This window comes from Pseudoalteromonas sp. B131b (genome assembly GCF_037162545.1).
Lineage (GTDB): Bacteria > Pseudomonadota > Gammaproteobacteria > Enterobacterales > Alteromonadaceae > Pseudoalteromonas > Pseudoalteromonas fuliginea.
In genome coordinates this window covers 1,070,607-1,084,349 of sequence record NZ_JARLUZ010000001.1, presented here as the reverse complement: position 1 = coordinate 1,084,349, position 13,743 = coordinate 1,070,607, and the positions used below count along the sequence as shown (strand labels likewise).

Sequence of the window (13,743 nt, the reverse complement as noted above, 5' to 3'; positions counted from 1 at the left end):
TCTAAAAACAATTAACTTTACGCTCATTAGTGAGGAATGTATGCAAAACAATACCGCTATTTCACAACTTATTGAAGCCGGAAAATGGGTTAGCCAAAAAGGCTGGGTACCCGCAACAGGCGGAAACTTTTCAGCTCGTACTAGCACTGGCTTTGTTGTTACAGCAAGTGGGCACGATAAAGGCTCACTGACGCAAGCGCATTTTTTGCAATTAGATCACCAAGGCGAGCGCCTAGCAGGAGCTGTAAAACCATCGGCAGAAACACAATTACACCTAAGTTTGTATCAGCTTATACCTGATGCACAGTGTGTTTTACATACTCACTCTGTAGCCGCTACCGTACTGTCGCAAATTACCCAAGAGCATCAGCTTGATTTAACAGGCTATGAAATGCAAAAAGCACTGAGCGGCTTTACTTCGCACTTAGAAACGCTGAGCATTCCTATTTTCGATAACGATCAAGATATTGACCGATTAAGCCTGCTGGTCAGTGACCATCATTTACATACGCCTATAGAGCACGGCGTACTGATACGTGGTCATGGTTTATATGCAGTAGGACGTAATATTGATGAAGTTCGTCGCCACTTAGAAGCCTTAGAGTTTTTATTTAGCTGCGAACTAGAGCGCCTAAAAATAATAGGCATTCAAGCGGGAGTAACTAAATGATTAAAGCCATTTTAACCGATATCGAAGGCACAATAACCCGTATTTCGTTCGTTAAAGAGGTGTTATTTCCTTACGCGGCAAAACAGTTACCTACCTTCATACGTGCCAATGCTAATAAACCGGATGTAGCCGAGCAAATTAATGCCGTAAAAGCCCTTATCGAAAAGCCAAACGCCGATATAGAAGAAGTCATTAGCGCCTTACTTACCTGGATTGATGAAGATAAAAAAATCACTCCACTTAAGCAGTTACAAGGCTTAATTTGGCAAACAGGGTATGAACACGGCGATTTTAAGGGTCATTTATACCCAGATGCATTTGATTTTTTACAAGCTCAACACAACAACGATATTACTTTGTATGTGTACTCATCTGGTTCGGTAAAAGCGCAGCTGTTGCTTTTTAAATACAGTGATTATGGCGACATTCGCAGCTTTTTTCTGACTTTTTTGACACCAAAGTTGGCGCAAAGCAAGAACGAACTGCCTATAACACCATTGTTGAACTGTTACCGTTTCAGGCAGAAGAAATACTCTTTTTAAGTGATGTAACCGGTGAGCTTGACGCCGCGCAGGCTGTGGGTTTAAAAACACTACATTTAATTCGTGATGGGCAAGCAAGCACTAAAGCACACCCTTATATTAATGACTTTAGCCAATTTAAATTGGAGCAATTAGTATGAGCCAATTAACGGTGTATGCCGACAACAATGCAAACAAGACACTTGTGAGCACATCAAATACTGATGATATTGCAAAGCAGCTAGCTAAAGTAAACGTACGTTTTGAACAGTGGCAAGCAAATGCAGATATTAATCAGCACACCACCCATGAGCAAATTATTAGTGCGTACAAAAGCGATATACATCGGTTAAAAACTGAAAATGGCTATCAAACAGTAGATGTTATATCTCTAGCTAAAGGTAACCCTGGCGCATCAGAGCTGCGCAAAAAGTTTTTATTTGAACATACTCATAGTGAAGACGAAGTACGTTTTTTTGTAAAAGGCCAAGGGCTATTTTGCCTGCATTTAGGCAATAAGGTTTATCAGGTACTTTGCCAACAAGGCGATTTAATTTCAGTGCCTGAACTTACCCCGCATTGGTTTGATATGGGAAGCGACCCTGAGTTTACTGCCATTCGCTTATTTAACAATACAGAAGGCTGGGTAGCAAAAAGCACTGACTCGTCTATTGCAGAGCAATTTCCACTATTATCGTAAGTTGGTCATTCAAAACCTTGGTCCACACTAATACATAACGTGGACCAAAAATACCGCGAAGTTACTTAAGCTTTATGAGACCGCCATTTTCTACCTGACTTTGGTTATAAACCCCCGTGTCTAACACCCACCCTGTAACCAGTTTTGCCGGTGTTATATCAAATGCAGGGTTATATACATTGGCATTAGTGGGTGCCCACAAAGCCTCACCAAAGCTACCGCTCACTCCGCGCACTTCTTGAGGATTACGTTGCTCTATTTCTATATCATCACCACACGCGGTGTTGGTATCAAGCGTAGTAATAGGCGCAACTACATAAAATGGAATGTTATGAAAATACGCAAGTACGGCTAAATTATAGGTACCCACTTTATTAGCAAAATCACCATTGGCGGCAATACGATCAGCCCCTACCACTATTTTATCTACCTTACCTGCAGCCATTAAACTTGCCGCCATATTATCGCAAATTAATGTGTAAGGTATTTTCCAGCGCTCAAGCTCAAAGGCAGTTAAGCGACCGCCTTGTAATAATGGTCGTGTTTCATCAACCCACACATGTACGTTGCCATATTTTTGCTGCGCTTTGTAAATAACACCCAGTGCAGTACCAATACCAGCGGTTGCAAGAGCCCCTGTATTACAATGAGTTAATATGTTGTCGCCACTACTTATAAGCTCGGCGCCACGGCTTGCCATTCGTTCACACAGCTCAATATCTTCAATAAACAACCGCTCAGCAGTACTAACAATACCGGCAACATAATCGCTTTGCGTTAAAGCTTTTCGCAATGCCGCCATACAATGCATTAAATTAACCGCCGTTGGACGAGTGGCTTCTAGTTCATTGATTGCTTTTTCAAGCTCACTTTTCACTACCCCTTGCCCAGCTAAATACGCCACTAACAAGCTCGCGCCTAAACCAATAAGTGGAGCTCCACGCACTTTTAAGTTAATGATCAGCTCTTTCATGGTTTCTACATCATGGCACTGATGCCATACCTGCTGGTGAGGTAGTAAATATTGGTCGAGCACACTAAGCGACCCGTTTTCATATTTTAAACTGCTTGCGATTAAATTTTGCATAATGCTTAAGGTATTAAAAATGCGTAACGTTATTTTACACCACTTTGAATAACTCTCAAGTTAGACTTGTAGACATCTAAACATTTAAAGGTATAGAATGCTTAAAAGCTGATTTTTGAGATTAAAACCATGACTAACTATGTTGCTTTTACCGCACAGCGCGCTATCGATTACGTATCGACATTAATTGAATCTAAACAATGTAATTTTTTTGATTCCGGACAGACCTTATCTGCGTATGAGTTTGGTGATGGCAATCTTAATTTAGTGTTTAGAATTACTGATGAGCAAAACAATAGTGTTATTTTAAAGCAAGCTCTGCCTTACGCGCGTTGCGTGGGTGAGTCGTGGCCATTAACACTTGATAGAGCCCGTATAGAAGCACAAGTTTTACTTAACCATGGTGCTATTTGCCCTACTTATACTGCTAATGTTTTACATTATAGTGAAATACAAGCCCTGACTATTTTAGAAGATTTAGGTAATTTACAAATATTGCGTACTGCACAAAATAATGCAGAGCAATTTCCTAAATTGGCACAGCATGTAGCTACCTACTTAAGCCACACCGGCTTTTATAATTCAGATTTTTACTTAACCGCGCAAACTAAAAAAGCGCTCGTTAGCCAATTTACTAATCCTGAGCTTTGCCAAATCACTGAAGACTTATTTTTTAGCGACCCGTACATTGGGCACGAACGTAATAACTACCCAGATCAACTACAAAGCGAAGTTGATGCAATACAAAAAAACACCGCATTAAAGTTAGAAATAGCAAAATTAAAAGCTAATTTTTTATCTAACCCGCAAACATTACTTCATGGTGATATGCATAGCGGCAGTATTTTTGTTGATTGTAATAATACAAAGATGATTGACCCAGAGTTTGGTTTTTTTGGACCTATTGGGTTCGATATTGGCTCTTTTATTGGTAATTTACTTTTAAATTACTGCGCACAAGCAGGTCATATTGAAGATTTTGTGGCTCGTCGTAATTACCAAACACATTTACTTAGCTGTATCGTAGACACCTATAGTTTATTTGAGCAGCAATGGCTTGAATTAATACGCACTAAAACAACAGATGAATCACTAGCGCCAGTAGGCTATGCGCAATACTTTATGAAAAACGTATTGCAAGATGCTGTTGGTTACTGTGGTGCTGAGCTAATTAGGCGTACTATAGGGCTTGCGCACGTAAGCGATATAGATAGTATTAGTGATGAGAATGCGCGCCTTACAGTGCAAAAACAAACATTAGCACTAGGCGAGCAACTTATTTTAAATGCACAAACATGCAACAACAAAGAAGCATTCTTTAGTTTATTAATAAGCCAATTAAACTAACAAACATTAAAAAGGCGCTATTAGCGCCTTCTAGTTAATTAAAACTTACTTGTAGTTTTCGTAAATTTTATCAAGCGGTTCCGAAAGCCCACTTTCTTGCACTATACGTACATGCTCACGTTTTAATTCACGGGCACTAGTCACACCACAAGAATGAGCTATTAGCCCAGCGCCATAATGAATGTATTTATTATAGTTAGCTACTCGCTGCGCTTTATCAGCTACATCTAAGCCACGTTGCAAACGCTCGTTATGCGTAGTGATCCCGGTTGGACAAGTATCTTTATTACATTGCATTGCTTGAATACAGCCCAGTGCAAACATATGACCACGAGCCGATACAACAAAATCAGCACCGAGCGCCAATGCCCAAGCAACCTTTGAAGGAACAATTAATTTACCAGAAGCGATTATTTTAATACGATCTCGAAGCCCATGTTTTTCAAGTATATTAACTACAAGCGGTAAACTTTCGCGCAGTGGTAAACCCACCGAATCCATAAGCGGTTGCGGTGCTGCGCCCGTACCACCATCAGCACTATCTATGGTAATAAAGTCAGGTGCAGACTCGATACCACGGTGATTTATTTCAGCGAACAACGTTTCTAACCATCCGTATGCACCAATAACAGCTTTAAACCCTGTAGGCTTACCTGTCGCGTTACGTACAGTGGCAATCATATCAAGAATATCGGCTGGATTTTTAATTTCAGGGTGACCATTGGGGCTAATCGAATCTTGCCCTTCTGGTATCCCCCTAATTTTAGCTATTTCGGCATTAACTTTGCGCCCTGGAAGCATTCCACCCTTGCCAGGTTTAGCGCCTTGGCTCATTTTTAGTTCGAACATTTTAACTTGTTCGTGAGCCGCTATTTCTTTAAGCTTTTCAGTACTTAAATTACCGTGCTCGTCTCGTGCACCATATTTAGCGGTACCAATTTGAAAAACAATATCAGCCCCGCCTTCTAAGTGATAAGGGCTTAATCCCCCTTCACCTGTGTTCATCCAACAACCTGCTAACTTAGCTCCTTTTGATAAAGCACGTACAGCGGGTTTTGATAACGCACCAAAGCTCATACCTGATACATTAAATAGCGAGTTGGTGGTGTAAGGTGTTTTACAGTATGGACCCAAAGTAACATTACTCGGGTCGAGCGCTTCTTCATCTAAAGTAGGAAACGCACAGTTCATAAACATAACTGTACCCGTTACTTCTAAGCTTTGCGTAGAGCCAAATGCCGCAGTACGGTCAACATCTTTTGCAGCACGATAAACCCAGCTTCGTTCAGCTCGATTAAATGGCATTTCTTCTCTATCTTGCGCAAAAAAGTACTGCCTGAAGAACTCCCCTTGGCGCTCAAAAAAATACCGAAAACGCCCTATCACGGGGTAATTTCGCCTTATAGCGTGCTTAGTTTGTGTAATATCGCGAAAATAAAAAACAATTACAGTAAGCACAACGCACCCGAGTAAAACTATAAACATACTTGCAAATATATCGATACTAAACATTATAAAATTGCTCATTTATGACCCTTGGTGATTTTTAAAATAAGACCTAATAAGTACTGACCGCTTTAATGAACTAAATGGCTCATCATAATTACTAACCTGCTTACTTAAATAAATACAACTACTTACCAACAGAGTACTAACTTACATAGCTATAAAAACAACTCAGTACCCATTTTTAAAAATTATACTTATTTACTTTCCAGCTTAACTGATTCATTTTTTATATACATACGTACTTGTGTTTCTAGCACTGATAAAGGTACTGAACCATGGCGTAATATTTGATGATGGAATTCACGAATATCAAAATTTTTCCCAAGCACTTGCTCTGCCTCAGCGCGTAAACGTTTAATAGTTAACTCACCAATTTTGTATGACAGTGCCTGTGCTGGCCACGATATATAACGATCGGTTTCCGTTTTAACATTATGCAGCGAAAGCGCGGTGTTTTCGCTCATAAAGTTCATAGCCCGATCTCTACTCCAGCCATACATGTGCATTCCCGTATCAACAACTAAACGTGCTGCTCGCCACATTTCATAAGTTAAGCGACCAAAACGGCTATATGGGTTTTGATAAAAGCCAGCTTCTAAGCCCAAGTATTCAGAGTAAAGCCCCCAACCTTCGCCAAATGCCGAAAGGTAAGCATCACGACGGTAGCTCGGTAGATTTTCAAGCTCGGCATTAAGTGATATTTGTAAATGATGTCCTGGCACTGCTTCGTGCAGAGTCAACGCTTCTAAAACATAGAGAGGGCGCTTATCTAATGCGTAAGTATTCACCCAATAATAACCTGCTTCATCATCTCGATTAGAGCCAGAATAACGGCCTGTTGTGTATTTAGGAGCAATATTGGCTGGTACGGGGGCTACGCCATAAGGTTTACGTGGCAAGGTATGAAATAGCTTAGGCAGCTGTGCATCCATTTTTTTAGCAATATAAGATGCTTCTTTTAAAAGCTGCTCTGGTGTTGTGGCATAAAATTGTGGATCCGTACGTAAAAAGTGAATAAATTCGGCGAATGTGCCTTTAAAACCTACTTCAGCTATTACGTCCTCCATTTCACTGCGAATTCGAGCGACCTCTTTTAATCCAAGTTCATGAATCTCTTTAGGCGTCATGTCGGTAGTAGTGTAATACTTAGCTCTGTTTTTATAAAATGCCTCGCCATTAGGTGTATCTGATATGCCAACGCTTGTGCGTGCACTAGGTCGATACTGCTGCGTAAAAAACACTAAATAATTTTTATAAGACTGTATAACATCTTCTTTTATAATGTTTTTAGCTTTTTGTTGTAGTGCCTTAAATTCACTATCGCTCAAACCAGCAGTATTAGTTAAAAAAGGTTTATAAAACTCAGATGTAGTTATATCGTCAACAATGTAAGCATTAATTGAATCTTCGTAACCCTCTAGCACAGCTTTAGGTTGAGTAAGGCCCGTTTCTATCCCTTTTTTCATCCAATATATGTTTTGTTCAAAAAACCGTGGAACTTGCGCCAAACGTGCAAGGTATGTATCGAAATCTTGCTGATTTTTATATTGAGAGCTATTGACGATATATGATAATCCAGAGTGAAAACCATACTCTGATGTAAGCGGCATATAATGCGCATTGAATATATACTCATCAACGCTGTTTTGTACTTGTGCTCGAATAATGCTGAAGTTTATTTGATTTTCATCACTTAATTTATCAATGCTGACGGTATCTAACTCGGCAAGTAACTGTGTTTTATTTTTATATTCTTGCGTTAAAAATTCGGGCGATAGATTTGGTAACAAGTAACCTTTAACCCCTTTTGCATTGCTATAAGGATTAATGCTTTGTCTGTAATCAACAATGCTTTTGGCTGTCTGCGTAAACTGTTGATCTGCATTTTGCGTTGTTATTTGACATGCACTTAATGAGCATAAAAACATGAAACCAAGTAAAGAATGACGCATTGGCCGCTGTAAAAAATGATTCATTGTAATTTAACTTGACGATGTAATAGATATCACAAAGCTATCGTAGGCTAAATAAATAGCAAGTAAATGAGACCAATCAACGGTTATAAACCTTACTAAAACTAAGTGTATTTCGAGAGTAAAGTATATCAACAGAAGTAAAAACAAGCTTAATTGATGAGAAAAGCAGCTATTGAGTTGTTAAAATGAAAATTTAAGTTCCGTAACTCTTTTTTTACTTTTAAATAACCGCCATAACGATTAATGTAGTAAAAAATAATAAAAGCTCGGATGCATAACCGCCTCACGGAATGAGATATTTCAATTAACTCTTATGCGTACTCAGTTGGTATTTAAAAATGATGTTCCATGATTCCATGGCAATTGCACAAGAAAAGATGACTAAAGTGTGTGTGTTTTTAGAGCGTTATGCGCTGCCGCCAACCCCGCTTAATTTTCAAGTAATTTATACCTATATTAGCCAAGCCAATATAAACCTTAAAAATGCACTAGAACGTGCGATTGCAACAGAAGAAAATATAGACAGTGTTTTAATTGAACAATTATATTTTCAATTTTTAAATGAAGGGCACACAACTCAGGTCTCGATGATTCAAAATGTTGACGGTATTATCGGGTCACTTTCTCGAAATGCTCAAGCAACAGAAAAACAAATTATCCGCTTTGCTGATCAAGTAAATGAATGTGTACATACGCTTGATGAAAACAGTATAGAACAAAGCCGTAAAGCTCTTAAAATCCTCAATACACAAACCGTAGAGTTACTAGAGCAGCATAAACAATTTAAGAAAGAACTTAGCAAAGCTAAAAAGTTACACGAAAAAACACAAAAGCAATTAACTCAGCTCCGAAAGCAGCATATAGTAGATAGCCAAACGGGCCTTTATAAACGTCATTATTTAACTCAACAAACCCAAGTTTGGACAAATCAAGAAAAGTCCATTTGTGCCATTGCTGTTCAAATAGATAACCTTGATCACTTTGTTGATAATTATGGTGATATTCTTGGTGAAGTTATTTTGAATAAAGTCGCTAAGCAAGTACAAAAATATGTATTCCAAAGCGGTTTACCTGGACGGACTGCTAAAGACCAATTTACTATATTACTCGCCGACATTGATCCTGAAACGGCAACTTTAATAGCCGAAAAAGTACGTAATGGGGTAGAAAAGTTGCGATTTGTTAGCTCAAAAAGTGGCACAAAACTACCCGCTATAAACTTATCATTAGGTATTGCACAGCATCAGCAACAAGATGATTTTAATCAACTTGCTAAAAAAGCCTCAAATGCAGCTTTTAAAGCTCGATCTCTTGGGCAAAGTTGTTTTATTGCTGGGCATTAAATCACCTGATAAATCATATTCAAATTGCACCTGCAGTACACAATAAAGTACACTAGTGCTTATTGCCACGATAGAGATTAATCATGAACGAAACACCGCAAAAGACCACGCATTTTGGCTATAAAACGGTAGCTGAAAACGACAAAGCCTCAATGGTTGCAGACGTATTTCACTCAGTTGCAGCAAAATACGATGTAATGAATGATTTAATGTCTTTTGGTGTGCACCGCTTATGGAAACGTCAAACTATTGCCAGTTCTGGTGTTCGCAAAGGCCATCATGTACTTGATTTAGCTGGCGGCACTGGTGATTTAACGGCTAAATTTAGTCAATTAGTCGGTGAAACAGGTCAAGTTGTTTTAGGCGATATTAACTCCTCAATGCTCAAAGTGGGCCGTGAGAAGCTGCATAACTTGGGTCTTGTTGGTAATATTGACTACGTACAAATGAACGCCGAAATGTTGCCATTTCCAGATAATAGCTTTGATGTGATCACTATTGCTTTTGGTTTACGTAATGTAACCGATAAAGACAAAGCACTTCGTTCTATGTACCGTATTTTAAAGCCAGGTGGTCGCTTACTAGTGCTAGAATTCTCCAAACCTGAGCATGAAGTACTAAGTAAAGCTTACGATTTTTATTCATTTAATTTATTACCAACAATGGGCAAACTAGTTGCTAACGACAGCGAGTCGTACAAATATTTAGCCGAATCGATTCGTATGCATCCAGATCAAGATACCCTTAAAGCAATGATGGATGACGCTGGCTTTGAACAAACAACTTATCAAAACCTAACTGGTGGTATTGTTGCACTTCACCGTGGTTTTAAATACTAAGGCAGAGTGATATGGCGCTTGAACAAGTAACTGAAAAAAATAATGATAGGTCAACCACATCTACTTTTTCATGTTGCCCAACTTTGTACTTTCGCTTATCGAGCATGTACTTAATCAAGCACTTAAACTCGACCCAAAGCTTTCAAAAAAACTAAATGAAGTTAAAGAGCTGCGTTTAGTTGTTGAAGTAAGAGATTGGCAACAAACAATCCAACTCGTTTTTGCTGATAAAAAACTACATTTATATACCGCACAAAGCAGTGATAACGCTGATTGTATGATAAGCGCCGATATAGATACGCTTATTGCGCTAAAAAATCCAGCGATGCTTACCCAGCTAATACGCCAAGATAAACTCGACCTGCAAGGTGATTTAAATATTGCCCAAACTTACAGTAACGCATTTTCGAGTTTAGATATTGATTGGCCAGAACAACTATCAAAGCATATTGGCGATGGCCCGGCCCAGCAACTTTATTTACACTTAACCTCGCTCAAGCAGCAAAACAGTAAAGTAAAAAAGCAGTTAGCCACTACACTTACTAGTTTATGTCAGGATGAGCTTGCTATAACTATTCATCCCTTAGAGCTTGAGCAATTCAAACAACAAAACCGAGTAATTAAAAGCCAAGTTGCTGCTATTGAACAGCGTATAAACGCCTTATTAAACATCGTAACCCGCTAAGGATTTTTTGTGTCGACTGCACGATTGTATTACATCACTAAAACACTACTTAGCTACGGGTTAGATGAGTTAGTCCCTAAGCATAAAACGCCCTGGTTTGCCAAAATAGTGCGTGGAAGCTTTTTTGGCTACGCAATCAGCATAAAGATAAATCCGTAGGGTTGCGTTTACGTCTTGCATTACAAGAACTTGGTCCTGTATGGATTAAGTTTGGCCAAATGCTCTCCACCCGTCGCGATTTACTACCACACGATATAGCCCTAGAGCTCGCGTTTTTACAAGATCAGGTACAACCTTTTGAAGGTGAACTTGCACAAGAAATCATTGAAAAAGCACTCGAAATTAATGATATAAGTGAATTATTTAGTGAGTTTTCACAAACACCGCTGGCCTCGGCATCTATAGCGCAAGTACACACAGCAAAACTTATTGATGAGCACAACATTGAGCAAGATGTTGTAATAAAAGTTATTCGTCCAAATATTCATGAACAGATTAATGCTGACTTAGCGTTAATGGAAAAGCTCGCTAAAGTACTTGCCAAAGTACATAACGAGTCAAAACGCCTGCGCCCTGTAGAAGTTGTTAAAGAGTATAAAAAAACACTCCTTGATGAACTCGACTTAATGCGAGAAGGCGCTAATGGCATTCAGCTTAAGCGTAACTTTGAAGATTCTGATTCTCTTTATATCCCTGCAGTTTATAGCGATTATAGCCGCCATAATATATTAGTGATGGAGCGTATTTACGGCATACCTGTCTCTGATACTGATGCACTATTAGCACAAAATACAAATATGAAATTACTTGCTGAACGCGGTGTAGAGGTGTTTTTTACACAAGTATTTAGAGACAGTTTTTTTCATGCTGATATGCATCCTGGCAATATATTTGTCTCTCGCGAACATCCTGAAAACCCAAAATACATTGGTATAGATTGTGGTATTGTTGGTACGCTTAATAAAGAAGATAAACGCTATTTAGCTGAAAATTTCATTGCCTTTTTTAATCGTGATTATCGCCAAGTTGCCCAGCTACATGTTGATTCAGGTTGGGTACCACCCGATACCAGCATTGAAGAATTTGAATTTGCGATTCGTACAGTGTGTGAGCCTATATTTAACAAGCCACTTGCTGAAATTTCATTTGGTCATGTGCTTGTTAATTTATTTAATACCGCACGCCGCTTTAATATGCAGGTACAACCTCAACTCGTACTACTACAAAAAACTTTATTGTATGTTGAAGGGTTAGGCAGACAGCTTTACCCGCAACTGGATTTATGGAAAACAGCTAAACCCTTTTTAGAAGACTGGGTAAAACAACAAGTCGGCCCATTATCTGTATTGAAACAAATGTATGCTAATTTACCTTTTTGGGCAGAAAAAATGCCCGAGCTACCGGATTTAATTTATCAAAATTTAAAGCGAACTCCTCGCACTCAAGTACAAATACAAAAGGTATCTCAAAAACCTTTAATCTTGGGCTTGTTTGGTAGTGCGACAATAATCATGTCAGCTCTTTGTTATTTACAGCACGATTTAATTGCTGCCAGCATCGCTATTAGCTGCTCTGCTGTTAGCTTTATAACTGCATGGCGCAGCGCATAAACTAAGTGCTATTTGCGTTATTGAGCGTATAATTAGTATTTAAAATATACATTTAATCATTTTATAGACTGGAGATAACCATGGGTTTTGGTGGTATTAGTATTTGGCAATTATTGATTGTACTAGCAATCATCGTTCTTCTTTTTGGTACTAAAAAGTTACGTGGAATGGGTGGGGACTTAGGCGGTGCTGTTAAAGGCTTTAAAAAAGCCATGTCTGATGAAAAAAGTACAGAACAAGACACTACCGAGCAAATCCAAAAATCAGAAAATGCTGCTCCAAACGATCCAGCTAACGCTGAAAAAACCAAAGATAGTAATAAGGTTTAATTAGCATGGGAATGTGGGAGCTTGTTATTGTTCTTATTGTTGGTTTAGTGGTTTTAGGCCCTGAACGCTTGCCTGTGGCTATAAGAACAGTGAGCCGCTGGATTAAAACAGCCAAGTCGCTAGCTAATTCAGTTAAAGCCGAAGTCAGTGAAGAGCTGCGTGTGCACGAACTACATGAAAACCTTAAAAAAGCAGAACAAAAAAATCTAAAAGATTTGAGTCCAGAACTACAAAACTCATTGAGCGAGCTACAACAAGCAGCTCAATCAGTTACCCACAGCTATAAAAAACAACCGCCAAAGACAGAAAACAACCAACATATTGATGAAAAAAAGTGAAATTAATTTCCTTTTCAATGGTCAACTTACTAAATGGTATAAATAATAATGGTTGAGCAAGTAAAATCGGGGTTTGTGGCTCACTTAATTGAGTTACGAGATCGACTTATAAAAGCACTATTGAGCATTTTCGTTATTTTTATTGCCATAGTGTATTTTGCAAATGACATTTACGCTTTTGTTGCACAGCCGCTAGTCTCACATTTGCCAAGCACTGCAACTATGATTGCAACTGATGTGACAGCACCTTTTTTCGCCCCTTTTAAACTGACTTTATTTGTCGCTTTATTTGCATCTATTCCATGGATATTACATCAAATTTGGGGGTTTATCGCACCAGGGTTATATCAGCACGAAAAGAAAATGCTCATGCCTATTCTCGCCTCTAGCATAATACTGTTTTATGGTGGTATAGCCTTTTGTTACTTTGTAGTACTGCCAATTATTTTAGGCTTTTTTACAAGCGCAGGTCCTGAGATGATGACTCTTGCGCCCGACATAAGTAGTTATTTAGGATTTGTATTAAAATTATTTTTTGCTTTTGGTGTCGCGTTTGAAATTCCAGTTGCCATTATGCTGCTATGCTGGAGTGGCGCAACAACGACAACAAGCTTAAAAGAAAAACGCCCTTATATCGTGGTAGGTGTTTTTGTAGTCGCGATGTTTTTAACACCGCCCGACGTATTATCACAAACATTACTAGCGTTTCCGATGCTGCTTTTGTTTGAACTAGGCTTAATTTTAGCGAAATTTTATACCGCTAAACCACAACAAGAATCTGAGGAATAA

11 protein-coding genes and 3 pseudogenes are annotated in these 13,743 nt (G+C 38.8%); 11 read left to right on the top strand and 3 right to left on the bottom strand.

Features of this window, described 5'->3' with window-relative positions:
• Window positions 1-40 precede the first annotated feature (40 nt).
• The 3 genes and pseudogenes from P4S65_RS05035 (at window position 41) to P4S65_RS05025 (ending at window position 1,891) form a co-directional block, all read left to right on the top strand.
• The gene (locus tag P4S65_RS05035) at window positions 41-670 is read left to right on the top strand and encodes a methylthioribulose 1-phosphate dehydratase (RefSeq protein ID WP_008136552.1); all 630 of its coding nucleotides are present in this window, start codon (window positions 41-43) and stop codon (window positions 668-670) included.
• Window positions 667-1,352 (top strand): annotated as a pseudogene (gene mtnC, locus P4S65_RS05030) (acireductone synthase). The gene P4S65_RS05035 and the pseudogene mtnC overlap by 4 nt, the downstream one beginning before the upstream one ends.
• A complete protein-coding gene (locus P4S65_RS05025) occupies window positions 1,349-1,891 on the top strand; it encodes a 1,2-dihydroxy-3-keto-5-methylthiopentene dioxygenase (protein ID WP_337119693.1) in 543 nt (180 codons plus the stop codon). Before mtnC ends, P4S65_RS05025 begins: the two are co-directional and overlap by 4 nt.
• Window positions 1,892-1,952: 61 nt before the next feature.
• Here P4S65_RS05025 and mtnA read toward each other — a convergent pair whose 3' ends face one another.
• On the bottom strand, window positions 1,953-2,978 hold the full coding sequence (gene mtnA, locus P4S65_RS05020; RefSeq protein ID WP_096792215.1) for an S-methyl-5-thioribose-1-phosphate isomerase: 1,026 nt from the start codon (window positions 2,976-2,978) through the stop codon (window positions 1,953-1,955).
• Window positions 2,979-3,107: 129 nt separating this feature from the next.
• Here mtnA and mtnK point away from each other — a divergent pair, with 129 nt between their 5' ends.
• On the top strand, window positions 3,108-4,325 hold the full coding sequence (gene mtnK / locus P4S65_RS05015) for an S-methyl-5-thioribose kinase (RefSeq protein ID WP_337119692.1): 1,218 nt from the start codon (window positions 3,108-3,110) through the stop codon (window positions 4,323-4,325).
• A 45-nt stretch (window positions 4,326-4,370) separates the two neighbouring features.
• Here mtnK and P4S65_RS05010 read toward each other — a convergent pair whose 3' ends face one another.
• Window positions 4,371-5,852 carry an FMN-binding glutamate synthase family protein gene (locus P4S65_RS05010; RefSeq protein ID WP_337119691.1) on the bottom strand — a complete coding sequence of 494 codons (1,482 nt, stop codon included), beginning with the start codon at window positions 5,850-5,852 and terminating at the stop codon, window positions 4,371-4,373.
• A gap of 176 nt (window positions 5,853-6,028) precedes the next feature.
• Window positions 6,029-7,810, bottom strand: a complete 1,782-nt coding sequence (locus P4S65_RS05005; RefSeq protein WP_337119690.1) for a DUF885 domain-containing protein — start codon at window positions 7,808-7,810, stop codon at window positions 6,029-6,031.
• Window positions 7,811-8,166: 356 nt separating this feature from the next.
• On the opposite strand from P4S65_RS05005, the gene P4S65_RS05000 reads away from it, so the two are divergent.
• The 7 genes and pseudogenes from P4S65_RS05000 to tatC all read left to right on the top strand — a co-directional run bounded on the left by P4S65_RS05000 (window position 8,167) and on the right by tatC (window position 13,743).
• Window positions 8,167-9,153 (top strand): GGDEF domain-containing protein, encoded by a 987-nt coding sequence (locus P4S65_RS05000; protein ID WP_007378027.1) that lies wholly within the window; start codon window positions 8,167-8,169, stop codon window positions 9,151-9,153.
• Between the two features lie 83 nt (window positions 9,154-9,236).
• Window positions 9,237-9,992, top strand: a complete 756-nt coding sequence (ubiE, locus tag P4S65_RS04995) for a bifunctional demethylmenaquinone methyltransferase/2-methoxy-6-polyprenyl-1,4-benzoquinol methylase UbiE (protein ID WP_007378026.1) — start codon at window positions 9,237-9,239, stop codon at window positions 9,990-9,992.
• 11 nt (window positions 9,993-10,003) lie between these two features.
• A pseudogene (locus P4S65_RS04990) lies at window positions 10,004-10,677 on the top strand (ubiquinone biosynthesis accessory factor UbiJ).
• Window positions 10,678-10,686: 9 nt separating this feature from the next.
• Window positions 10,687-12,287, top strand: a pseudogene (ubiB, locus tag P4S65_RS04985) (ubiquinone biosynthesis regulatory protein kinase UbiB).
• A gap of 80 nt (window positions 12,288-12,367) precedes the next feature.
• Window positions 12,368-12,616 (top strand): Sec-independent protein translocase subunit TatA, encoded by a 249-nt coding sequence (gene tatA / locus P4S65_RS04980; RefSeq protein WP_007378023.1) that lies wholly within the window; start codon window positions 12,368-12,370, stop codon window positions 12,614-12,616.
• A 5-nt stretch (window positions 12,617-12,621) separates the two neighbouring features.
• Window positions 12,622-12,954, top strand: a complete 333-nt coding sequence (gene tatB, locus P4S65_RS04975) for a Sec-independent protein translocase protein TatB (RefSeq protein WP_337119689.1) — start codon at window positions 12,622-12,624, stop codon at window positions 12,952-12,954.
• A 48-nt stretch (window positions 12,955-13,002) separates the two neighbouring features.
• Complete coding sequence (gene tatC / locus P4S65_RS04970; RefSeq protein ID WP_007378021.1) at window positions 13,003-13,743, top strand: twin-arginine translocase subunit TatC; 741 nt, start codon at window positions 13,003-13,005, stop codon at window positions 13,741-13,743.

What these genes read in the sequence shown, in the direction of transcription:
- tatB (WP_337119689.1), top strand. Translation starts at nt 12,622, where the DNA reads ATGGGAATGTGGGAGCTTGTTATTGTTCTTATTGTTGGTTTAGTGGTT.
- mtnA (WP_096792215.1), bottom strand. Translation starts at nt 2,978, where the DNA reads ATGCAAAATTTAATCGCAAGCAGTTTAAAATATGAAAACGGGTCGCTT.
- P4S65_RS05005 (WP_337119690.1), bottom strand. Translation starts at nt 7,810, where the DNA reads ATGAATCATTTTTTACAGCGGCCAATGCGTCATTCTTTACTTGGTTTC.
- tatA (WP_007378023.1), top strand. Translation starts at nt 12,368, where the DNA reads ATGGGTTTTGGTGGTATTAGTATTTGGCAATTATTGATTGTACTAGCA.
- P4S65_RS05025 (WP_337119693.1), top strand. Translation starts at nt 1,349, where the DNA reads ATGAGCCAATTAACGGTGTATGCCGACAACAATGCAAACAAGACACTT.
- P4S65_RS05035 (WP_008136552.1), top strand. Translation starts at nt 41, where the DNA reads ATGCAAAACAATACCGCTATTTCACAACTTATTGAAGCCGGAAAATGG.
- mtnK (WP_337119692.1), top strand. Translation starts at nt 3,108, where the DNA reads ATGACTAACTATGTTGCTTTTACCGCACAGCGCGCTATCGATTACGTA.
- ubiE (WP_007378026.1), top strand. Translation starts at nt 9,237, where the DNA reads ATGAACGAAACACCGCAAAAGACCACGCATTTTGGCTATAAAACGGTA.
- P4S65_RS05000 (WP_007378027.1), top strand. Translation starts at nt 8,167, where the DNA reads ATGGCAATTGCACAAGAAAAGATGACTAAAGTGTGTGTGTTTTTAGAG.
- tatC (WP_007378021.1), top strand. Translation starts at nt 13,003, where the DNA reads ATGGTTGAGCAAGTAAAATCGGGGTTTGTGGCTCACTTAATTGAGTTA.
- P4S65_RS05010 (WP_337119691.1), bottom strand. Translation starts at nt 5,852, where the DNA reads ATGAGCAATTTTATAATGTTTAGTATCGATATATTTGCAAGTATGTTT.